General features: G+C 39.4%; 21 protein-coding genes and 1 riboswitch. Of the genes, 12 read left to right on the top strand and 9 right to left on the bottom strand.

Translation table 11 applies throughout. The features are described 5' to 3' along the window. The 4 genes from cbiE to AAGC65_RS00465 are packed head-to-tail and all read right to left on the bottom strand — an operon-like array spanning window position 1 to window position 3,833. The gene (gene cbiE / locus AAGC65_RS00450) at window positions 1-1,185 is read right to left on the bottom strand and encodes a precorrin-6y C5,15-methyltransferase (decarboxylating) subunit CbiE (protein ID WP_343110425.1); all 1,185 of its coding nucleotides are present in this window, start codon (window positions 1,183-1,185) and stop codon (window positions 1-3) included. Window positions 1,186-1,193: 8 nt separating this feature from the next. Next, entirely contained in the window at window positions 1,194-2,552 is a 1,359-nt protein-coding gene (gene cobJ / locus AAGC65_RS00455) for a precorrin-3B C(17)-methyltransferase (RefSeq protein ID WP_343110426.1), read from the bottom strand. Next, complete coding sequence (gene cobI / locus AAGC65_RS00460) at window positions 2,549-3,244, bottom strand: precorrin-2 C(20)-methyltransferase (RefSeq protein WP_343110427.1); 696 nt, start codon at window positions 3,242-3,244, stop codon at window positions 2,549-2,551. The genes cobJ and cobI overlap by 4 nt, the downstream gene beginning before the upstream one ends. Further along, on the bottom strand, window positions 3,237-3,833 hold the full coding sequence (locus AAGC65_RS00465) for a cob(I)yrinic acid a,c-diamide adenosyltransferase (RefSeq protein ID WP_343110428.1): 597 nt from the start codon (window positions 3,831-3,833) through the stop codon (window positions 3,237-3,239). Before AAGC65_RS00465 ends, cobI begins: the two co-directional genes overlap by 8 nt. Window positions 3,834-4,113: 280 nt before the next feature. Here AAGC65_RS00465 and cobU point away from each other — a divergent pair, with 280 nt between their 5' ends. The 7 genes from cobU to AAGC65_RS00500 all read left to right on the top strand — a co-directional run bounded on the left by cobU (window position 4,114) and on the right by AAGC65_RS00500 (window position 11,398). Beyond that, entirely contained in the window at window positions 4,114-4,623 is a 510-nt protein-coding gene (cobU, locus tag AAGC65_RS00470; protein WP_343110429.1) for a bifunctional adenosylcobinamide kinase/adenosylcobinamide-phosphate guanylyltransferase, read from the top strand. Between the two features lie 4 nt (window positions 4,624-4,627). Then, window positions 4,628-6,304 (top strand): nicotinate-nucleotide--dimethylbenzimidazole phosphoribosyltransferase, encoded by a 1,677-nt coding sequence (gene cobT / locus AAGC65_RS00475; RefSeq protein WP_343110430.1) that lies wholly within the window; start codon window positions 4,628-4,630, stop codon window positions 6,302-6,304. Further along, the gene (locus AAGC65_RS00480; RefSeq protein WP_343110431.1) at window positions 6,304-7,095 is read left to right on the top strand and encodes an adenosylcobinamide-GDP ribazoletransferase; all 792 of its coding nucleotides are present in this window, start codon (window positions 6,304-6,306) and stop codon (window positions 7,093-7,095) included. Before cobT ends, AAGC65_RS00480 begins: the two co-directional genes overlap by 1 nt. After that, window positions 7,080-7,613 (top strand): alpha-ribazole phosphatase family protein, encoded by a 534-nt coding sequence (gene cobC, locus AAGC65_RS00485; protein WP_343110432.1) that lies wholly within the window; start codon window positions 7,080-7,082, stop codon window positions 7,611-7,613. Before AAGC65_RS00480 ends, cobC begins: the two co-directional genes overlap by 16 nt. 81 nt (window positions 7,614-7,694) lie before the next feature. Beyond that, a riboswitch (cobalamin riboswitch) is annotated at window positions 7,695-7,896 on the top strand. Window positions 7,897-8,014: 118 nt separating this feature from the next. Continuing rightward, window positions 8,015-8,857 carry a hypothetical protein gene (locus AAGC65_RS00490; protein ID WP_343110433.1) on the top strand — a complete coding sequence of 281 codons (843 nt, stop codon included), beginning with the start codon at window positions 8,015-8,017 and terminating at the stop codon, window positions 8,855-8,857. Between the two features lie 153 nt (window positions 8,858-9,010). After that, entirely contained in the window at window positions 9,011-10,432 is a 1,422-nt protein-coding gene (locus AAGC65_RS00495) for a nicotinate phosphoribosyltransferase (protein WP_343110434.1), read from the top strand. A 60-nt stretch (window positions 10,433-10,492) separates the two neighbouring features. Then, window positions 10,493-11,398 carry a ribose-phosphate diphosphokinase gene (locus AAGC65_RS00500; protein WP_343110435.1) on the top strand — a complete coding sequence of 302 codons (906 nt, stop codon included), beginning with the start codon at window positions 10,493-10,495 and terminating at the stop codon, window positions 11,396-11,398. Between the two features lie 24 nt (window positions 11,399-11,422). Here the strand turns inward: AAGC65_RS00500 and AAGC65_RS00505 are convergent, their stop codons facing one another. Further along, window positions 11,423-12,481 (bottom strand): alpha/beta hydrolase-fold protein, encoded by a 1,059-nt coding sequence (locus AAGC65_RS00505; RefSeq protein ID WP_343110436.1) that lies wholly within the window; start codon window positions 12,479-12,481, stop codon window positions 11,423-11,425. Between the two features lie 278 nt (window positions 12,482-12,759). Between AAGC65_RS00505 and AAGC65_RS00510 the strand changes: the two genes are divergently transcribed. The 5 genes from AAGC65_RS00510 to AAGC65_RS00530 all read left to right on the top strand — a co-directional run bounded on the left by AAGC65_RS00510 (window position 12,760) and on the right by AAGC65_RS00530 (window position 18,585). Further along, window positions 12,760-15,180, top strand: a complete 2,421-nt coding sequence (locus AAGC65_RS00510; RefSeq protein WP_343110437.1) for a mechanosensitive ion channel domain-containing protein — start codon at window positions 12,760-12,762, stop codon at window positions 15,178-15,180. A 79-nt stretch (window positions 15,181-15,259) separates the two neighbouring features. Beyond that, on the top strand, window positions 15,260-15,511 hold the full coding sequence (locus AAGC65_RS00515) for a hypothetical protein (RefSeq protein ID WP_343110438.1): 252 nt from the start codon (window positions 15,260-15,262) through the stop codon (window positions 15,509-15,511). A 36-nt stretch (window positions 15,512-15,547) separates the two neighbouring features. Continuing rightward, window positions 15,548-16,492: a glycoside hydrolase family 43 protein gene (locus AAGC65_RS00520; RefSeq protein ID WP_343110439.1), complete on the top strand. Its 945-nt coding sequence runs from the start codon at window positions 15,548-15,550 to the stop codon at window positions 16,490-16,492. Between the two features lie 107 nt (window positions 16,493-16,599). Next, on the top strand, window positions 16,600-17,616 hold the full coding sequence (locus AAGC65_RS00525) for a hypothetical protein (RefSeq protein ID WP_343110440.1): 1,017 nt from the start codon (window positions 16,600-16,602) through the stop codon (window positions 17,614-17,616). 159 nt (window positions 17,617-17,775) lie between these two features. Continuing rightward, window positions 17,776-18,585: an FkbM family methyltransferase gene (locus AAGC65_RS00530; protein WP_343110441.1), complete on the top strand. Its 810-nt coding sequence runs from the start codon at window positions 17,776-17,778 to the stop codon at window positions 18,583-18,585. On the opposite strand, the gene AAGC65_RS00535 is transcribed toward AAGC65_RS00530, so the two are convergent. The 4 genes from AAGC65_RS00535 to AAGC65_RS00550 are packed head-to-tail and all read right to left on the bottom strand — an operon-like array spanning window position 18,582 to window position 23,060. Then, complete coding sequence (locus AAGC65_RS00535) at window positions 18,582-19,985, bottom strand: undecaprenyl-phosphate glucose phosphotransferase (protein WP_343110442.1); 1,404 nt, start codon at window positions 19,983-19,985, stop codon at window positions 18,582-18,584. The genes AAGC65_RS00530 and AAGC65_RS00535 overlap by 4 nt on opposite strands. A 44-nt stretch (window positions 19,986-20,029) precedes the next feature. Then, window positions 20,030-21,226 carry a glycosyltransferase family 4 protein gene (locus tag AAGC65_RS00540; RefSeq protein WP_343110443.1) on the bottom strand — a complete coding sequence of 399 codons (1,197 nt, stop codon included), beginning with the start codon at window positions 21,224-21,226 and terminating at the stop codon, window positions 20,030-20,032. Further along, the gene (locus AAGC65_RS00545; RefSeq protein WP_343110444.1) at window positions 21,223-21,963 is read right to left on the bottom strand and encodes an FkbM family methyltransferase; all 741 of its coding nucleotides are present in this window, start codon (window positions 21,961-21,963) and stop codon (window positions 21,223-21,225) included. Before AAGC65_RS00545 ends, AAGC65_RS00540 begins: the two co-directional genes overlap by 4 nt. Next, window positions 21,960-23,060, bottom strand: coding sequence for a glycosyltransferase family 1 protein (locus AAGC65_RS00550; protein ID WP_343110445.1), 1,101 nt, complete (start codon window positions 23,058-23,060; stop codon window positions 21,960-21,962). The genes AAGC65_RS00545 and AAGC65_RS00550 overlap by 4 nt, the downstream gene beginning before the upstream one ends.

Raw genomic sequence — 23,060 nt, forward strand, 5'->3', positions numbered from 1 at the left:
TCAATTTCCTTTTATCGCTTTAAGTATGGTGATCTCGTTGTGCGAATTTACTTTTAATTTCAAAGGCTCGTGTATTGTCCAGTTAAGTGTTTGGATGGTGCTTATAAATTCATTTACTGAATCATGCTGAACAGCATTCATCACTACAACAGCGCCCGGATTTATATGTTGGTCAATTTTACGGATCAATTCATTTAAGCGGCCACCATGTCCGCCTATAAAAATGGCATCTGGCTTATTATACTGAGTGAAATCCAATTCAAAAATATCGCCTTGGTAAGTCTTAATTCCTAATGCACCGAATTTTCTCTGGTTATTTGCTATAATTTGCATGCACTCAGGCCTTTTTTCAAACGCGTAAATATCCAGATGAGGGAAACGAAGTTTTGCCTCAATACTTAATGATCCTGTACAAAACCCAATATCCCACAAAGTCGTTTTTGATTCGAGCGCTAACGCATGTAATGAACACAATCGTACAGGCATTTTGGTGATCATATTTGGCCGACCTTCCAAGCCTTCAAACGAATCATCAGGCACCCCGAAAGAAATATCACGGTGTGCTTTTTTTTGTACTATAACACAGTTTAAAGGATGATAAACATGTTCACAGGCTTCCGTCAATTCCATTTGACTTACTTGTTCATCATCAGCTTCCAGGTTTTCGCCAATATAAATGGTGTAATTATCATACCCGTAATGCAGCAATCTGTCAGCAATGGCTGCGGGGGATTTTTCTGCATCGGTTAGCACACCTATCAATGGCGCTTGTTTAATTATAATTTCATCAAGCGCATCCCATGTTCGCCCGTGAACACTAACGGTTTGCAGCTGATTGCTGTTGATATTTATCCGTTGAGCTAATAACTGAATAGCATTAAAATAAGGATATACCTGAACCTGAGTATCTGGATATTTTGTATGCAAGGTATTGGCAATGCCATAAAAGAGGGGATCGCCACTGGCAAATACTACTATACCTTCATTGGTATTCCGATAATCTTCAAATAAATTATCGATACGCGATTTAATGAAGATCCATTCATGACCAGCAGGCAATAGGTGCTTTACTAATTCGTAATGGCGTTGACCTCCGCTAAAAATATGGTGCTTTTGAATAAGACCCAAAAGCTGTTCGGCAGGCTCATATTTTTTATTGCCAATACCTATGACTTGAAAAATCATCCTGTATATTAAAAATAATTTTCACTTTCATCCAATGAAAATGCCGCATTCACTATAGCTGCCGCGAAATTGCTTCCGCCGCGTTTTTCTTCAATAAGTGCGTAGGGTATCGGTAGCGTTTTTAATCGCTCTTTTGATTCTATTACATTAATAAAGCCAACCGGTGCACCAATAATGCCCGCCGGATTTATAGTTCCCTGTTTTACCTGATCTGCTATTTCAATTAAAGCGGTAGGGGCGTTACCTATTACAAATAAAGCATGAGGATATTGTTGGGCAGCAAGCCTGATCCCGGCCTGAGAGCGTGTTAGGTTTTCTTTTTTAGAGAGCTCAAGGGTTTCATCTGTATTTAGCAAGCAAATTACCTGGCTGCCGTATTGGCTTACAAATGCTTTTGTAATACCGGCCTGTACCATAGTTACATCAGTAACAATGGTACCACCATTAATCAAATAGTTGTGCCAAATTGAGATAGCATTTTGCGAAGTGCTTAAGTAATTTATATAATCCACATCACCAGAGGTATGGATACAGCGAATTGCAGTCCAAAGAAAGTCTCTCTGATATTGCGATACATTCAACTGATCAATGATCTCCTTAAAACTTGCCTGTTGTATCTCCGGGCCGGTGAGGGGCTTTCTGTCTAAATATCCTCTTGGCGTTATCAGATGGTTTTTAAATTTAAAGGTTTGGCTATTGCCAATCACTACCAGGCTAAACATATCCACATCGTCGATATTTAAAGCAGCTAAAGTAGTTAGTGTTATTTCTTCATCCAAGCGGCCCAACTGGTAACATATGGCTACCGGTGTCTCCGGATGGCGATGCGTTAAAAATATAGATTTAAGCTTGGCGAGCTGCCAGTATCTTTTTACGCTTTTAGGATTGTAAATGGAGGTTACAAAATCGCCAAAGGCGGCAGCTTCTATTCTTTTTTGGATAGTTTTCCAGGGTGTCATGAGGTCTGACAGAGAAATGCAGCAAAAATCATGACCTAATACTGCGCCCAGTTTACTGCCAGCTGCCACAAAAGCAGAAATTCCTGGAATGGTTTCCAGTTCAATGTCTTCGCCGGATTGAGCAACCTTTTGGTATACTATGGATGCCATTGAATAAATGCCGGCATCACCAGAACCAATGACTACTACTTTGTTTCCTTCTATAGCTTTTTCAATAGCTATTTCTGCACGTTTTTCTTCCTCGCTTAACTCCTTGCCAATACAAAGTGCATCTTCCCGGATAAACTCTGTAATGAACTGGAAATAATAATGATATCCTATAATAACATCAGCTTCCTGTATGGCCTTTTGAGCAATGGGCAGAATATAATCTTTGCTTCCTGGGCCAATACCAACAACTTTGATCATTTTTTAATAATTAATAAAGAGAAATATGGGATATCCCGCTGATATAGTTCTTCAATATCAGTTGTTATATATTCGTTGGCAGTGCCCAAACGCTCACAATAATAAAACTTCCAGTTTTTTGTACGCAAATGTGGCAATAAAATAGGTAGCCCTGTTCTGATTTTCATCAAAATCATTGTGTCGAAATCTTGAAGCATTTGCTCTATTTTTTCAATACTTTGCTCTAAGGGTAAAAAGACTAATTTTTCATTTTGCAGGCATAAGGGTACCTGATGTTTTGCGGCACCCAATGAAAAAGAATTTACACCAGGTATCAGCTCCACCGGGATACTATGCTGTTGCAAACGTTGTAACAAGTATGAAAATGAGGCATAGAAACTCAGATCGCCTTCGCAGGCTATACTTATTTTTTTACCTTGTTGCCAGGCATTAATCAGTAAATCAGTAGTTTCATTATACGTTTCCTCAGCTGTCGATCGGTCTAAACCCATTTTTAGGAAAAAGCCCTGTAGTTTGCTTTTATCAGCTATGTAATAATCCAACATCGGACGTACATAGCTGTCCTTTGTTCCATCAGAGAAAAGAGAGCCCGGATAAAAAACAAAATCAGAATCCTGTAAAACTTTAAGGCCCTTTACGGTAATCAAGTCCGGATCGCCAGGGCCTAATGAAACACCATAAATTTTATTCACTTTTTTCTACCGGTTGTTTTTTCCTTTTATACAAAAACATTTGCCATTTTTCTTCAGCAACGCCGGCCTTGTCCATCTCGGCCCGGGCCATCGTGAAAAACAGATCAGACATACGGTTAACGTATGCCATAATGTAATCCTCTACACAAGCTGGATCCTCTTTCATAAGGGTAACCAATCTTCTTTCACCACGGCGTATTTGCGTACGGCATACATGGCACAAGGCTGATATTTCGTTACCTCCGGGAAGTAGAAAATAATCCGAAGGCGAGCTGATTCCAGCTTCCAATTCGTCAAGCCATTGTTCGCAAAATTCAGCGCCATCGACCGGTTTGGGATTTGGGTTCACTTTGGTTGAATCAGATGGGCGTGCCAGGTGCGACATCATATCCATCAGGTCTTTTTGGATACGGTGTAAGTTAGGTTGCCAGGGATGATCCGTGCCTAACTTTGTTCTTAATAAGCCAATAGTTGAATTTGCTTCGTCCAAAACACCATTACATTCAATCCTTGCAGAGTCCTTGTACTCTCTTTTTCCACCAAAAACACCGGTAGTACCTTTATCTCCTTTACGCGTATATATCTTCATTCAAGTATGTTAAGGTAAATTTATAAACCTGATACTGCGTTTTTTGCGCAAAGTGCAGGCGGGTACAAATATGGCAAAACAATTATCAATTATAAATGACCTGTAAGCGGTATATGATTTTGATGGTTTCCGGTATCTAAAAGTAGTTAACTTGACACTCCTTAGAGTATAAATTTATGCTGAGCACCTTAGTGTCTAAACTCAATATCAATTAAAGAATTTTTATCTTTGGCACTCAGGTGCAGACAAAAACTGTACTACATTTATCCTTTATAATTACATGATCATTTACATAAGCGGCGGTGTACGGAGCGGAAAAAGCAGGTTTGCTCAGGATATGGCTTTAAAGAATAGCAATGCACCGGTTTATATTGCTACCGCTAAAATATGGGATGAAGACTTTGCAAAAAGAATAAAGCGCCACAGAGATGATAGAGGTGAGCAATGGACAACTTACGAAACCTATCAGAACCTACACCTGCTGCCTATTCAAAATCAAGCTGTGGTAATTGATTGTGTTACGCTTTGGCTCACCAATATTTTCATGGACGATGAATCGGACATTAACAAAGCGCTCAATATATTTAAAAACGAAATAGATAATTTATCTGCTCTTTCGGGAACATTTATTATAGTATCAAACGAATTGGGAATGGGTTTACATGCCGAAACAGCATTAGGGCGAAGGTTCACAGATTTACAGGGTATGGCTAACCAATATGTTGCAGGTAAGGCCGATGAAGCCATCTTTATGGTGTCTGGGCTTCCGTTGTATCTTAAAAAGCAATAATGTGATGTTGAATTTAGAAGAGTTATTAAGATCAAGGAGGGATACGAGGCACTTTAAACCCGATGCTGTTTCGGATGAGGTTATTGAAAAAGCCCTTGCCGCCGGGCATATGGCTCCTTCCGTTGGTTTAACAGATGCTACACGATATTATATCATCCGCGATGAAAGTGTAAAAAGAGCTATAAAAGATATTTTTGAGGAATACAATAACAAAGCCTTCGAACTGATTGAATCACAACCGCAAAAAAGTTTATATGCCACATTAAAGCTTGAAGGTATTGTGGATGCACCTGTTGGTTTACTGGTTTGCTATGACCGGTCTGTTCTTAATAACTTTACCATAGGCACTATTGCCAGTAATGATACCATCAAATTCAGCGCGGTGTGCGCCGTACAAAACATCTGGCTTTCGTTAACCGAGCAAGGTTATTCGATGGGCTGGGTATCTATCTTAAATTATCATAGGTTTAAAAAACTATTGAACCTGCCTGAAGAGATTGAACCATTGGGATATTTTTGCGTTGGCAAACCAGCCACCGACTATGATCAACAACCCATGTTGCAACAGTTAGGCTGGAAAAACAAGTCGGCCAAACCTCATGTTAGTCAAATATCGTCTATAAATTCACATACACCTATTAAGAATGATGTTGTTGACTCAAAGTTCACAACGTACAATCTCTCTACTATACTGCAAAAACGTATTGATGAAAAAACAAAGCCTGTAGGCTCGTTAGGGTTATTGGAAAGTTTGGCCAGAAAAGTAGGCGAGATATTTGAAACTCTTACACCAGAAATTGTTAAGCCTCATATCGTGGTTTTTGCCGCTGATCATGGCATTGCGCAGCATGGGGTTAGTAATTACCCTACAGAGGTTACGCGCCAAATGGTCAATAATTTTTTAGATGGCGGTGCAGCAATCAATGTGTTTTGTAAGCAGCATAACATCGAATTAAAAATAATTGATGCCGGTGTTAATTATGATTTTCCATCTAATCAAAACATCATCAACCATAAAATAGCGAAGGGCACGGCATCATTTATTAATGATTCTGCGATGCGTAGGGATGAGCTGCAACTATGTTTTGAAAAAGGGGCGGAGGTGGTAAGCCTGATTCATCAAACAGGTTGCAACACCATCGGCTTTGGCGAAATGGGTATTGGTAACACATCAAGTGCTTCTGTATTGATGAGTGTGCTGTGCAATATCCCATTAATTGATTGCATTGGTAAAGGCACTGGTGTTGAAAACGAAAAGTTAAAACATAAAATCGAAGTTTTACAGCAGGCAGTATCTAATTATAACGGACAAGTCGATCAGCTAAGCTATATGGCTCATTTTGGTGGGTTTGAGATCATGCAGATTACCGGGGCTATACTGGAAGCTAAGAATAAAAACATGCTCATTCTTGTTGATGGTTTTATTGTTACTGTGGCTTTTCTTTGTGCTTTTTTAATTAATCCTTCAGTGAAGCAAAACGCAGTGTTTTGCCACGAATCTGGCGAAAAAGGACATAAGCTTTTATTGCAATGGCTCAATACCGAAGCCTTGTTACATTTGCAAATGCGGTTAGGTGAGGGGAGTGGTTGTGCTGTAGCTTTTCCACTGATTAAGAGCGCCGTTAATTTTTTGAATGATATGGCCAGTTTTGAAAGTGCTGAAGTAAGTAACAAGATATAATGAAAAAGGAACTGCAAATATTTTTTACCGCTGTTTCTTATTATACCCGCATACCCGTTCCTGCTTTGTTATCCTATAATCCTGGTTTCTTACATGCATCCAGCCGTTATATTACATTAATTGGTTGGCTTGTCGGCGCTTTTTCTTTTGGTGTGTTTTACCTTACAAATTATATATGGGGGGCTGCAATAGCTCTTGTTTTATCTATAACAGCAGCCATTTTACTCACAGGTGCGCTTCACGAAGATGGCTTTGCAGATGTGTGTGATGGTTTTGGCGGTGGCTGGACAAAAGATCGCATTTTGGAGATTATGAAAGATAGCCGCCTTGGTACTTATGGTACTATAGGTATTATTGTAATGATAGCCCTTAAGTTCTTATCCCTTCAACAGTTATCAAATGTTTTTACAGGTGATATTTGGTCTTTATTACTAATTTTTATTGTACCTCATACTGTTAGTCGGCTAACAGCTATCAGCTTAATTTATTCATATTCATATGCCGGTAAAGAAGAAGGCAGCAAGGCGAAACCTGTTACCGAAGCTACTGATATTTACAACTTTTGGATTGCTTTATTATTTGCCATTATTCCTTTAACAGCATTAGTTATCATAGGTCATAAACCCTTGTTGATGTTAATAGTCATTCCGCTTTATATACAAAAAGTGATTATGGGAGAATACTTTAAACTTAAAATAGGTGGTTATACCGGTGATTGTCTTGGTGCCGTACAACAGGTGGCCGAAATTATATCCTACCTATCAATCATAGCCGTATGGAAGTTTTTTTGATCAGGCATACTGCACCGGATGTTTTTAAAGGATTTATTTATGGGCGAACCGATGTTGGACTGGCAGAAAGCTTTGACACAGACAAAAGACTGGTTATTGACAAACTACCAGATCACATTGATATTTTTATTTCCAGTCCATCATCCCGATGCAGTTTACTTGCACGCGAAATAACAGATTCATATCTGGAGGATGGGCGTTTGATGGAACTTGATTTTGGCTCATGGGAAGGTAAAACCTGGGATACGATTGACCGCTTGGAAAGTGAAAAGTGGATGAGCGATTTTGTTAATACTTCACCGCCTGGAGGAGAGTCCCTAAATCAGATGAATGAAAGAGTTATGGGTTTTTGGAAGGAGTTATTACAATACCCTCATCAGCGAATTGCAATTATAACGCACGCAGGAGTAATCCGGCTTATATTATCTGCTGTTAATTCTACACCACTTCAATCACTTTTTGATATTAATGTTCAATATGGTGAGGTTATTAACTTAAATATTTCATCCGGAATTTAATGTAACTGTTAAGGCAGAATTAAATTTTTAATCTCGTGATTTGTAATGCCATTTTTAATCTCTCCGTGAATTAATTTATTTAGCTTTGCTTCGTTATTTGGTTTTTGCTGCACATCGGTGCAGATGAAATTAAAAGGGAATCCTGTGTAAATCCGGAACAGTTCCCGCTGCTGTAAGTTCATGAAAATGCTTTAATAACTCTTGGCCACTGTCTGTATTACACGGATGGGAAGGCGTTAAAGCAGAACAAGTCAGAAGACCTGCCAAAAAACATATCCAAATTGCTTTCGGGAGAAAGGCTTAAGGACGCAGTGGTTGTATAAGCAACTGCTTCATCTTGATGTACACTTCTGTTTCATTTGGCTTTATTATTAATTAAATAGATTAAATAATTATTGCAAATGGCTTTGTTACAACAAAATTTATCTGGTTTTATCATCTTATTGGTACTCGGACTAAGGCATGGACTTGATCCTGACCACATCACCATAATTGATGGGTACACTTACAGGCTACATGAAAAGAAAAGTGTTTGGTCGCGGTGGGTAGGCTCATTGTTTGCGCTTGGGCATGGCGCAATGGTTATTGTTATAGCCCTGTCCTTAAGTATTTTAAAAAATAGTTTCAAAATGCCCGGCTGGCTTGATATTATTGTTGAATGGCTACCTTTAAGTATGTTACTGATGATTGGGATTTCAAACGTTATTTCCCTAACACAGAAAAAACAGGTTACGCCAAGCTTCCGCAAAAGGTTGTTGCCTAAATACTTCAATACGCATCTTAATCCGTTTACAGTTATATTAACGGGTATCATCTTCGGGTTTATTTTTGATACCTCTTCTCAAATAGCGGCTTTCGGATATGCGGTTTCTGCTTCAAGCCAGGTCATGTATGCGGTATTGGGTGGGTTGGTTTTTGCTATTGGATTGATCATGACAGGTACCTGCGATTCCTTTTTATTAAATAAGCTTTTAAAAACTTTTGACCAGAAGAAGATCCAAACACATCGGTTTAAACTAAATGTACTTATTACCATCATGTGCTTTGTTTTACCAATTTATAAGGTAGCCAGTTATTTTAATCCACGATTAGAGCTTAGCCCACTACAGGATAATATCGTCGGGTTAGGTTTTATCACCATAATTATCTCACTTTATCTGGATCTGTATATCCGTTATAAACGGAAAAGTAAAGAAGTAGTTATTGAGGAAAATATAAATGTCGAATCGGAAATAAGATCATAACTTGATTAAGATCGCAGCTAATTAAAAGCATAGGCAGTTTTATGTTGTATTTTTTTGATATTTAAAGCCGGTTTTATACAGCCGACGAAAACATTGTTTTGAGCATCTCTAATTGTTCAAAGTAATGAATATGAATAGCTTAAAAATTGATAAATGAAACGCGAAAATTTGATTTTATTGGCTGATGCCTACAAATACGCTCACCATAAATTTTACTATCCCGGTACCACTCAAATTTATAGTTATTTGGAAAGCCGGGGAGGTGTATTCGATGAAACCATTTTCTTTGGGCTGCAATATTTTTTGAAGGAGTATCTTGAGGGGCCTACGTTTACCCAACAAGACCTGGATGAGGCAGAAGGGTTTCTACAGCAAGTATTTGGCCGGGATGATGTATTTGATAAATCTAAGTTTCAATATATACTGGATAAATACAACGGATATTTACCTGTAAAAATAAAAGCTGTTGCCGAAGGCACCGCTGTGCCTATCGGAAACGTGTTAATGACCATCGAAAACACCGACCCTGAGTGTTACTGGCTCACCAACTTTTTAGAAACGCTCCTGATGCAAGTTTGGTATCCAAGTACGGTAGCCACTCTAAGTAACCAGATTAGGAAGGTGATTAGCAGATTTTATGACGAAACTGCAACTCCAGGAGCTGAGGCGGGGATTGATTTTGTTCTGAATGACTTCGGATTTCGGGGAGTAAGCAGTGTGGAAAGTGCCCAAATTGGCGGTGCGGCTCATTTAATTAGCTTTAGAGGCAGTGATAATCTGGCAGGTAGTGGTATGGCTATTCAATATTACAATGCTGTTAAAGTTTACGGTTTGAGTATCCCAGCAACAGAACACAGTATATGCACCTTACTGGGCCGGGAAGGTGAATTGGAAATTTTTAAACATGTACTGCGCAGTTTTCCAAGAGGTACTATTGCTTGCGTATCTGATAGTTTTAACATTTTTAAAGCCTGTAAAGAATACTGGGGCGAAGAGTTACGCGATGAAATTCTGAATCGGGATGGTACACTGGTTATAAGGCCGGATAGCGGCGATCCAATCATGACGCTGCTTAAAATATTTGAAATTTTGTTTGAATCATTCAGTTTTACTATCAACAGTAAGGGTTACAAAGTATTGCCACCACAAATAAGGGTTATACAGGGAGACGGTGTAAACTATGATGAGATCATTAAGATATATAATGCTTTAAAAACAAATAGTATCAGCGCCGAAAACCTGGCTTTTGGGATGGGGGGAGCCTTACTGCAAAAAATTGATCGTGACACACAACAGTTCGCTTTAAAGTGTAGCAGCGCCGTTATTAACGGTCAGGAAGTAGATGTAGCAAAAAGCCCTACTGAAATGGACGCTGAAGGTAATATTACTTCAAGCTTTAAAAAGAGTAAGGCTGGCCGTTTAAAGCTGGTTAAAATAAATGAAGTTTTTAAAACTGTAAATCAGCATGAACATCCGGAATTAACTGATGAATTGCACACGGTATTTGAGAATGGTAAATTGGTTAAAACAATAAGCTTTGAAGAGGTGAGAGCAAATGCTAATTTCAAAGCCTGAATTGGAGGATAGTTTGCATAATTGTTTCGTAGATATCGAAACTCGTTAGTAATAAACATAATGAAAAAAGTATTATTCGCTATAAAAGACTATGAATACCTGGCCGAAAAAGTGCTGGCTTGCGGAGATTTTGAAAAAGGTGAGTTGGAAGTAAGCCATTTTACTGATGGCGAACGTTACCAGCGTATTATATCACCTATAGAAAACAGAGACGTAATATTAATAGGTGGTACGGTAAGTGACGGAGCTACACTGGAGTTATATGATCTGGCATCATCATTAGTAAGTTATGGTGTTAATTCATTAACGTTGGTTATTCCATATTTTGGCTATTCAACTATGGAACGTGCCGTACTGAGTGGCGAAATTGTTACCGCAAAAACCCGGGCCCGCTTGTTATCGGCTATTCCAAAATCAAACCGCGGGAATAAAGTGTTACTGTTCGATCTGCATTCCGAAGGCATACAGTATTATTTTGAACATGATTTGTACCCGGTTCATGTGTACTGCAAGGATATTGTAATGAGAGCAGCATTTGAATACGGCGGCGATAATTTTGTAATGGCCAGTACCGATGCCGGCAGAGCCAAATGGGTAGAATCATTGGCAAATGATTTAGGCGTAAATGCAGCATTCATCTTAAAACGCCGTTTAAAGGGCGACCATACTGAGGTAAGCGCAATTAACGCTGATGTAGAGGGTAAAACCGTTATTATTTATGATGACATGATCCGTTCGGGCGGTAGCATTATTAATGCGGCCAAAACGTACAAAAATGCAGGTGCGCGTGATATCTATGTGATCACCACACACGGTTTATTTGTAAACGATGGCATCAACAAACTAAAAGATTCGGGTCTTATTAAAAAACTAATCTGCACCGATTCACATGTAAATACACAATATATCAATAACGATTTTGTGGAGGTTAGAAGTTTAGCGGCTTTAATTTGTGAGGTGTTATAAATTTATATGGCACTATCCGATTATTTAATGCTCAAGGTGATAATCTTTCCAAAGCCACTCCAATGCTTCTGGTAATGTTTGTTTTCTGACGTTACCATCCACGTGACGCGCGTTGCGCGCAAAAACAAATTGGTATGGATAGCCTTTAACGGAGAGCGCTTTTGCCATGTTTTCATTTGCAAGTACCCAATCATGCATACCATCACGCATAATATTGGGATTAAATAAATCCTGGTCACCCACCTCCATCCATATTCGCAACGGCTTTAGTGGACTCTCCGGGATCAGGTGTCCATGAAATCCCCAGGCACCCTGAGGTGATTCAGGGTTGTAGGGCCATTGCTGGTTAATATAAGTGCCGGAATAGGTGAGTACACGGTGATATAATTCGGGATGATACCAAGCCATAACCAGGGCACATGACCCGCCAGAGCTGCCACCCATAGTAGCGCGACCGTCTGGATTTTTAGTCAGTTTCACCTGGTACTTACTTTCTACCAGCGGCAGAACTTCTTTTTCAACAAATTCTGCGTATAGACCGCTCATAGTATCATATTCCAGGCCGCGCTGGCTGCCCTGCGCATCACCACTGCCGTTACCGATAGAGATGGCTATCATCGGAGGCACTTTTCCTTTAGCAATCAGGTTGTCCAAAACCACGAAGAGCAAATTGTCAGGCCCATCGGCACCAATTATGAAAGGTGCGGCAGTACCCGGAACATACTGTTCTGGAACATATACCGCAACCTGACGGTTGTAAGGAGCCGGATGACTTGTTGTGACAATTAATTTAGCAGGGTTTGCAGGATCTGGAGAACCAAATGTATTTGGTTCTCTGGCAATACCAGGATAAATTTTGCTGTCTTTGGAGTTCATAGTGAAGTGATATATTTTCCCTTGCGGTATGTCGGCCTGAACCACGGATTCCGGAGCATCATGGTGTGTTGGGCCAATAATAAAATTTCCATTGGAATCCGGCGAAGGATTGGCACCATCTGGTAATTCAGTGGCTTTTACATAGCCAGGTGTATGCGGATCTCTTGTTGGTATTTGGGCAACGGCGGGATTTATGCCACATAGCATGTAGCACAAGATACCGAACACAAAGTTGTGATGTACTTTTTTACTTAGCTTCATTTATTTTAATGTAATGGAAATGACTCTTAGGTTTGGTTTTAAATTTAAAGCTTATCATTGCGGCATCAAAATTCGTGAGGGTAATTTGTTTGTGACCGGAGATTATATACTTATTTTGCCAACAACAAAAAAGCAAACGATAGCAAAATAGCTGTTACCTGTTATATTTACCTGTACAGGTTTTTGGTAATATCACCATATTTGTAGCGCAAAAACTAACCTTTATGAAAAACAGCTGGCTACACCAGGGTTTAATTTATTTATTTTTATTATCAAGCCTGGCCACATTTGCCCAAAAGGCTTCCGATCCAAAAACTAAAACAGTAGTTGCTGAAACCTCTAAACATCAACAAGATTCCTTAAAGCAGAAGAGAAAAGGTACTATGGCATCCCTGTTTGCTGATTCGGCTAAGCTCACCAGCAGCGATTATCAATTAGAGATTGAAAATACCTACATGGTACTGAATAATATTGATAACAAAAGCGAACTGGGACTTGATATTCATAATGTAAGAACCAAGTTGCAGGATGCTGATTCTGTATTGATTGTATTAAAAGATAATATTCTTCATAATAGTGGTGCGTTAAACCTTCGCAATTTGCAGGTTTTCAGAACCCTTCTGCAAAATATACAAGGCGACCTGCAAGATCACCGTAAGCTTCTGGATAGTACAGATAAAACATTAACAGGGCTGAAAGGCAGCATGCGAAAGCTGATGAAAGACACTGTATTGAGACAACTGCTGCGCGATTCTGTATTGCGTAAGCAATTCACTGTTCAGCTTAAAGACATGCGCGAAACCTGGCGTGCCAGTACCGGAAAATTAAGAAAGAGCGCTGCCATCATCAACCGTCTGCAAACACATACCTCATCCAGTACCATTACCACAGTACAACTTTTAGATAAGGTGAACGCGTTACTCACTACATCGGCCATCCGCATTTTTGGTAAGGAATACAATTATCTTTGGGAGAAAGATACGACTATACAGAATGAGGCTAACAACCGCTCATCGTTCCGAAAAGTTTATCAGGGCGAGCAGAAAGCCCTGCGTTATTATTTTAAAGATAGTGGTAATAAGCGCCTTTTTCTGTTGCTGATAGGTGTGCTGTTTTTAATATGGACTTACCGAAACATCCGTATTTTAAAACAGAGGAAAGCAATTGACAAGATCAACGGGCTTGGTTTTACTTATCTGCCATCGGGTTATATCATTTCGGCATTTGTGGTCATGTTTTCTATGGCGCCTTTGTTTGACTTGTACGCACCATCTACTTACATCGAATCGGTACAATTTGTGCTAATGATCATTCTTACTATCATCTGCTGGAAAAAGTGGCCGAGGGAACTGTTTGTATATTGGATAGTTATGGTGGTACTTTATTTGTGTTTTTCCTTTATGCACCACCTTACTGCTCCAGGATTCGGGCAGCGGTTATTCCTGATATTGCTTAATATCCTGTCTTTTGTTTTTGGCCTGCTTTTCCTGTCAAAAATGCGGCACAATCTACATTTAAAAGGTTTTTTGCATTTCGTAATTATCCTGCATAACGTGATGAATGTACTGGCAGTGTTGTTTAACATATTTGGTCGTTTTTCATTAGGGCAGATATTGGGTAATGCAGCGATATTTTCATTTATGCAAGCCATTGGCCTGGCAGTATTCAGCCAGATATGTATTGAAACAATTGTACTGCAAATGGTAGCTATTAGGGTTAAAAGAGGGTTCGTAAGTAATTTTGAGTATCAGCATGTACTGAAAAGTTTCCGTCGCTTAATTCTTTTCCTGGTGATTGTTTTGTGGCTTATTGTTTTCACCACCAATCTTAACGTTTATAATTCATTGCTGAATATTCTTAGCGATTTTCTGAAAACGCCTCGTAATATTGGCAATGCTTCTTTTACCTTGGGGGGTGTTGTGCTTTTCTTCTTCATTATTTGGGTAGCGCATTTATTACAGCGTTATGTAGGCTATTTCTTTGGAGATAGTGATGTTGAAGAAGAGATCAGCGATAAGGGGCAGCGATCCAGACTCTTAGTGACTAAACTGGTTCTGCTTTGTTTAGGTTACTTATTGGCCGTAGCAGCATCAGGTGTACCGGTTGATAAAATAACAATTGTTATAGGTGCTTTGGGTGTTGGTATTGGTTTGGGCTTACAGAATATCGTAAATAACTTTGTATCAGGCATTGTGCTGATATTTGACAGGCCTCTGCAAATTGGTGATGTTGTGCAGATAGGGGATCAAACAGGGCGGGTAAGAGAAATAGGCTTACGGTCAAGTACCTTACTTACTCAGGAAGGGGCGGAGGTAATTATACCTAACGGGGATGTCCTTTCTCAAAAAATTGTGAATTGGACGCTTACCAATAGTCAGCGTCGCGTTGAAATGAATTTGTCTGTAAGCGGTAATAACGATATGGAAGTTGTGTCTTCGATGATTAAAAATACAATTGTTATTTCAAAATATGTTTATCAGGGCCGTGAACCACAGCTCTTGTTCACCAGGGTTAAGGACGATGGCTTTGATATGAAGGCTTTCTTCTGGAGCACAGATGTATCCAAATCAGAGGAAGCTAAAAGCGAGATATTGTTATTATTACATAAAAACCTGAGTGCCGAGGGGATACAGCTTGAACCATAAATGATATAGCATTATCGACTCAATTGGATATTGAACATATCTAAGTTTTTAAAAAAGGTTTAATCATTATATTTATCATATGGAATCTAAATTATTCTCTTATAAAGCAGAAGGTATAGTGCTTGAACCTGTTAATGATCAAATAAAGGTTAGCCCGGTATTTGATCGTAAGGAGCTCATTGAAAAAATAAAGGATATTTTAAAAGTTGATGGTTTTAAACCTGATGAACACAGTTTGCAGTTTAAAATAGAGGAGGGACAACTCTTTGTTCAAGGCTTGGCGGTAAAACAGCAGGAGAGCCGATCTATAGGGTTTATGAACCAAAAATAAATCCTACCGGTCAAAACTTACCTGCAAAACATCGCAATGAAAAAACTGTTGATCATTTTAGCTTTCCTGGGGACGATGAGCACTCTTTTTGCACAAACCCAAAGAGATACTTTACAACTGGCCGATCCAACAATATTCTTTGAGAATCATACCTATTATCTGTATGGCACAGGTAGTCCTGATGGTTTTGAAGTTTATACCTCAAAAGATTTGAAAACCTGGAAACGGCAACAAAGGCATGCTTTGTTAAAAGGGGATAGCTATGGAAGTAAAGGTTTTTGGGCTCCGCAAGTATTTAAGTATGGCCAAAAGTACTACATGGCTTATACCGCCGATGAGCACATCGCGATAGCCAGTAGCGACAGCCCCCTTGGACCTTTTACTCAAAGCGTTCATCATCCGATCTCTGAGCAGGGTAAACAGATTGATCCCTTTATTTTCAAAGACGCTGATGGCAAATTATACCTTTATCATGTACGCCTTGACCGGGGTAATCGTATATATGTGGTAAGGCTGAATGACAACTTGAGTGATATTGACGAGGCAACTCTGAACGAGTGCATCCATGCTGAACAAGGATGGGAAAATACAGCGAACTCCCAATGGTCTGTATCAGAAGGGCCTACAGTAACCATAATAGGGAATCTATATTATTTATTTTATTCGGCTAATGATTTCAGAAACCCTGATTATGCGGTTGGTTATGCGATTTCATCAAGCCCCGCAGGGCCCTGGACTAAATATGCGGGTAACCCAATACTCAGCAGAAATAATACTGGGCAAAATGGAAGCGGGCACGGTGATTTGTTTTTACAAGGAGACGGGGCATTATACTATGTATTCCATACCCATAGCTCCAACAGTGTGGTAGGGAAACGTAAAACTGCTGTAATCGGTCTGTCTATATCTAAACAGTCCCCTGCGGTTATTTCCGTTCGGGCCAATACATTTCGTTATCTGGAAGCGATTAATTTGCCATGAATTTGTGTTTTATCAAGAAATTAGCGCAGGTAGTGTAAAATAGTTTTAGAGTAACGCGTTTTTGTGTCTTTTCACAATGTGTACCTCTATATCTATTATTTATGCAAATGATCAAAAATATTGCGCTATGTTTTATGCTATCTGCTGTCTTTTTATCAGCCTGTAAAAAGAAAGATGAAACACCGTCTCAACCAACATTTGACATTTATGCCTTAGGAAGTATTGGTAACCCACCAGATGCTATAAAACCTGTTTACTGGAAAAATGGGCAATTGATGACTTTGCAGGCACCAAACACCGTAGATGATTTAACGCGCAACATGGCACTGAAGGGTACAGACATTTATACAGTAGGCTCATTCAAGGGTACTAACGGTATGGCACATGCTGCCTATTGGAAAAATGGCATACTAAAAGATGTTTCAAAGGGGTTTATAGCAAGTACTATAATCAGTATTTCATTTAAAGGGGATGACATTTATATGCTGGGCTACGGAACTATAGCTGATGACATAAATAATGACAGATATCCGGTAGTATGGAAGAACGATATTCCCGTTGTGTTACCCACAATCCCAACTGTTCAAAATTATGTAGATATTATTTTTAATAGCAATAATTCATATTTGTTGGTTGATGTCAAGACAACTGCAAATACGCAGGTAGCGGGTTATATAAAGGACGGGGTTTTGGTGAAAGTACAAGATACAATTTCTTCTTCTGAAGCAACAGCGATAGCTATTAGTGGTAATGATGTATATATGTGTGGTGGGGCAATAACCAACAATACTTTTAATGGCGTTTACTGGAAAAATGGTATTAAGATACAACTTGAAGCCAACGGACAAGCGGTGGTGAAGGCTATAGCCGTTTCGGGAAATGATGTGTATGTGGCTGGCAGTAACAATGGTGCAACGATATGGAAAAACGGACAAATCATTTTTCACGACAATGGTATGTTTTCTGTTGCATCAAGCATTGTTATAGACGGTAATGACATTTATGCGGGCGGTAATGATAATGCCGACAATGCGGTTATCTGGAAAAATGGAAAGATTATGCAATTGTCCGGCTCAGGTGATGAAAAATCGCGTGTAGAACATGTGATATTGCTGCACCATTAAGCAAGTTTTATGATTATACTTTGAAAGAGCTATTTATAAGGTTAAATTATTATACTGTATTGAAAAGGACAAATAATTAGCTTCTTACTATTAAAATATCAGTATATTAGTAAAATATGGTAGAGCAGTTATAGTCTGATAATAACTAAACCTTTAAATATGAATACCCTTGAAAAGTCTGTTAAAAGAGTGTATGTGCTTTTATTTGCCCGGCGTATTTTTTATCCCTTGAATCTTTGTTTTTATAAGTTAAGTATGGTTGGATTAGGTGTTAGAAATTATGAGAACGACACTGTATCCGGAGAAAAAGCATTTATTAAATTTTTGAAAGCCAGCAGAAAGCTTGATTCAGGAGTGATCATGGACGTTGGCGCAAATATAGGGAACTATTCAGTGATGCTAAGAAAGAATGCGATTGCCCTGCCAATTTTTGCTTTTGAACCGCACCCGGCTGCATTCCAAAAACTGCACGAAGCAGCAGTGGCATACCATTTTACAGCAGTGCCAGAGGGAGCAGGGGAAGAGAGTAGTATGGCTGCCATTTATGATTATCAGGGTGATGGTGGATCAGAGCATGCCAGTATGTACAAAGGGGTAATAGAACATCTTCATGAAGGAAAAGCCGAAGAAGTAGCTATTGCGCTTACCACTATCGATGATTTTGTAGCAGATCATAACATTTCAAAAATCGCTTTGTTAAAGATCGATACGGAAGGTCATGAACTGAGCGTGTTGAAAGGAGCGAGTAAAACCATCGCAGCCGGCATAGCGGAAGTAATACAGATGGAGTTCAATGAAATGAATATCATCTCCAGAACGTTTTTAAAGGATATTGTTGATATACTACCCGGTTACAATTTTTATCGGATGTTACCTGATGGCCTAAAAGCACTGGGGCCTTATAATAGTACAAACTATGAAATATTTGCTTTTCAGAATATTGTTGCAATGAAGCAATCCAATAGCTAATAAGCGTTTTTATCACCCTTGATCATATTCATCAGTGTCTGAAAAATGATCTGGCAATCAAGCCAGAAACTATAGTTTTCAATGTACCACAAATCAAAGTCAACACGTTTCTGCATTTGGCCGGATACTTTGGTTTCACCCCTGTAGCCATTCACCTGCGCCCAACCTGTGATTCCGGGTTTTACTACATGCCTCAGCATATAATTTTGTATCGTGTTTTTTGATTCCTGGTGTAAAGGAATAGGATGGGGGCGTGGGCCTACTAACGCCATATCTCCTCTTAAAACATTGAAAAATTGGGGCAGCTCGTCGAGATTAGTTTTACGGAGAAACCGTCCTATCGGGGTAACCCGGGAATCGTTCAGCGTAGCCTGAACATAGCGCCCTTCTGCATCTACGGTATTGCTATTACTTGTCATAGAGCGGAATTTGTAGCAGTTTATTTTTTTGTTATTTAAACCTTGTCGTTCCTGTATGAAAAAGATAGGTCCTGGTGAAGATAGTTTGACCAGCAGGGCAATTATGGGAAATAACCACCAGAATACAGTAATGAAAAGTACGCTGGTAACACAAAGTTCGAAGATGCGTTTAAAACGTTGTTTAGCCGGATCATCCAGCGGAGAGGTACGGATTGTTAAAAGTGGAAATGAGCCAAATAAATTCATACTGGCCGTAGAGGTACAAAAGCGGTGGTAATCTGCTATGATCCTTACTCGTTTGGCTTCTTTTTCACTCGAGATAATGATTTTTTCCATTTCTCTGTGCTGCGTTTCTGACAATGCTACAATAACATCATCTATTTCATGATTTTCGAGAACCCTGGACAGATCTGATATTTTTCCCAGGTATTGTCCGTTGAGATATGGATTGGTTTGTTCGTCCACAAATCCTACACATCGATATCCAAAGTGGTCATTGGATAAAATAGTGTTATAGAATTTCATGCCAGTATCGCCTGTACCTACTATTAGTATGTTTTTTATATTATAACCGTTTGATCTTAACCGAAGCAGTGATTGTTTTACAAAAAACTTGGCTACCGTTATACATGTAAATGTTAAGGAAGCATATAATAACGTAAATGTTCTGGCATATGGATAGTACTTAAAGCAATAGAAAAACAGAAAGGTCAGGAAACAGGTGTGAAGTAGTGTGGTTTTCAGAATGGCTATGAACTCGTAAGAAAATGATCTTGTTCTAAATTCTTCGTACAACTGAACAGACATCCCGATAACAGTCCACGCGGCAATGCTTATGCCAAGCAGGGACAGGTTAAAGAGTGAAAGGAATACATCTCCTAAACCAGCAATATATTGACGTGTACGGAGAAAAGCCAATATCAATACCAAATAATCAATCAAGAGTCTTATTAAGAAATTAATATGGTTACGTGGTTTCATCTTGTGATTGGTTAAAGAGGATTATGAATAAAATAGCTTTGGTATCAGTTCATGATCGTATTAAATACTTGCATGAATTTTTTTTCTATATGAACTATGTCGAAATTTTTTTCAGCATAAACGCGGCCATTATGACCCATTTCTGTTCGCTTGACTGGGTCGGTTATCAGGTTCTCAATTTGCCGGAAAAAGTCTTTCGGATTATCAGGTGCAATGCAATAACCCGCATTGTTATCCTTCACGATAGAAGCGCTAAGGTTATCAGGTGGCATTGCAAGCACTATGGGTTTTTCAGCACACAGGTAAGCAAGTACCTTTGAAGGTACTGAATAGGCGCTTGCATCATTCTCAAGTATGGCCAGCAGTATATCTGCTGTGCCAAGTACCTGACTCATATCTCCAAATTCCTGAAAGGGAAGTAGCATGAGATTGACGAGTTGGTGTTTCTCTTTTTCTTTTTGCAGAAAGTCTGCCCCTAAACCTTCGGAGATAACAATAAAAATCACTTCCTGATGTTCGCGAAAATATTGGGCAGCAGCAGAGAGAATGGATGGGTTGTGCTTTAACCCAAGTGTGCCAGAATAAACAATACAGGTTTTATCAGCTACTTGATACCGTTTAGCCCAATCATTATTTTTGCTTACAGGGGTTATTTCCGGGAGTGGCGCCCAGTTTGGGATGCAGGTTACTTGTCCCAGGGGCACTTTCCATTTTTTAAACAGGTCATTAAAACCCGGCGTTATACTAATAATATGTGAGCTTTTTCTAAGCAGGTCTGATTCCAGTTTTTTGAAGTAACACCAAAGTGGAAAGCCGATAAGCCCGAGCCTTTGGCGCGCGATCTGCCTGATGGCGATTGTATAAATATCCTGGCACCAGAATACAAATTTGATTCCTTTTCTGATGCAGTATTTTTGTAAATGTTGCTGTACAAACAACGGTGTTGTACTACTTAAAACTATATCGGGTTGGAATGTTTCCAGTTTGGCGATGAGCTGCGTTGCGTACTCAATTTCCTGTTTCCTTCTTTTTAAAATGGAATATTTTTCGAATTTACCTTTGACGGTAATAGGCAGCACGGTTAAACTGGTATCCGAAACAGAAAGGTCTTGAAAGTTCCCCTTGGGTGACTGGAAGGAAACCGAATAAGCGTACAATACTTCATGCCCACTTTGTACAAATTGTTTGCTTAGCTGTAAAGTAAAAGCGTGGCCGGAGTGATCATTAACTACAATTTTCATTCTTTTCTTCTCCTATATAGAAGGTCCATTTGCAGAATTTGCAATTTTTCTGATTGCAGGAAACCTACAGGGCCAATCAATTCAAATCCCAGTTCTTTTACAAAATGATGCATTTCATCAAACAATGGTTCGCCATCATACATCTGAACAAAAGAGGTTTCAAATAGCAGATAATCAATTTTTTGCAAAGTTTTAACCGCGCCTTTCAGTACTTCCTTTTCAAATCCTTGTACATCCATTTTTAATAATATTGGCGGCATAAGAAGCAAGTTATCGCACAGGTCGTCCAGTCGTTTTACCGGTATTTCTATCCGTTGGGAGGTACTTGTCTTCGGGAGCATGCTTTTTTGTAACTCAGATATGGGCAAAGCAGAGCTGGCATGGGAGTAAGCGTTACTGTAAAATTCGAGCATTCCATTAACGTTTCCCAAAGCAATATTGTAAGTGCTAATGCTATTTAATTTGCTTGTATTACGTTGTAAAATGGGAAATACTTCAGGAAGGGGTTCAAATGAATGAATATGCACACCCGGATAAAAATAAGTGGCAGCCACTGCAAACTGACCACGATTGGCACCTGCATCTATAATAGTACCCAATGCCGGAATGTAATGTTTGCAGTTGTACAATATCCGGCTGGAAGCTACGGAAGCACCCTTTTCCAGCAAGGGCTTTAAGCCTCTGCCCGAGGCCCGAAATACTTTTACTGCATCTGCTATTTTAAAAATAATACTCATATTGTGAATTTGAGATTCCAGCAATCTTGATAAAAACTAATTGTTTCGCGCACACTTTTGTCCCATGTAAACTTTTTTGCCTGTTGAAGGCCATGATCAATTAACTTTTGTTTAAATGTTTCATTTTCCAGCAAGTTGATCTTTTCTGCAAATAACAAAGGGTCAGGTCTTTCGGTCACCAGACCGGCTTTGCCCACTACTTCTGGCATAGATGTCGTACCGGTGGTTACAACCGGACAACCGGCTTTCATGGCTTCTCCCGGTGGGAGTCCGAAGCCTTCATACGCTGAAGTATAAAGGAGACAAAAAGCATAATTATATAATATATTCAGATCGGCTTCGCTTATTGTTGGGAAAACATGATAGCGTCCGGGTATTGTTTCTTCCATCGTATTCATTTCTTCTTTGGTCCAGAGCTCGCCTCCTACCACAACCAGGTGGTAAGCAGGAGGAAGCAATTCCATCGTTTTTACGGCCATAAAAAAATTCTTATAGTTTCTGCGTGCGCCTACATACAGGATGAATTTTTTCTGGAGGTCAATGTCCAGCGAACAGCTGACCTCTTGTTGTTTACTGATTGGATAAAAGTTTCCTATACCATGATGAATCACCCTAACTTTGGCAGGGTTAATATCAGGGAAAAAGTGAAGCAACTCTTTTCTGGTACTGTCTGATATGCATATAATGCCATCGGCTCGTTTAATACCATATGCTTTTTGCAATGTGTTTGCCAATCCCCGGGGGAATTTTGAGGCCAGCTTCCGTTCATGTGCAAAGTCGTGCACTGTAAGGATGTTCAGGATATCTTTTTGAGTTGACACGCGCAGATACCCTCCGTGAAAAACAGAAGCCTTAGGGAGCGGATAACGCAGAGGTAAATACCGGAGATATTTATGAGGGATCCAGCTCTCCTGTATACAATCAAAACGGTTGTAGTCTATCTTCTTTTCAAAGATATTCTCTGATTCGGGTTGTGCATTTAAAAAGCCTACTGATATGCCGCGATTGCACATACCTGACAACAACTCGTACCAGTAAGCCGATACGCCGCCGGCTTTTTGAATGGAGAATACAATATTGTCTAAATATACTTGCAT

Source organism: Mucilaginibacter sp., assembly GCF_039207105.1.
In the GTDB taxonomy this organism is placed as follows: domain Bacteria; phylum Bacteroidota; class Bacteroidia; order Sphingobacteriales; family Sphingobacteriaceae; genus Mucilaginibacter.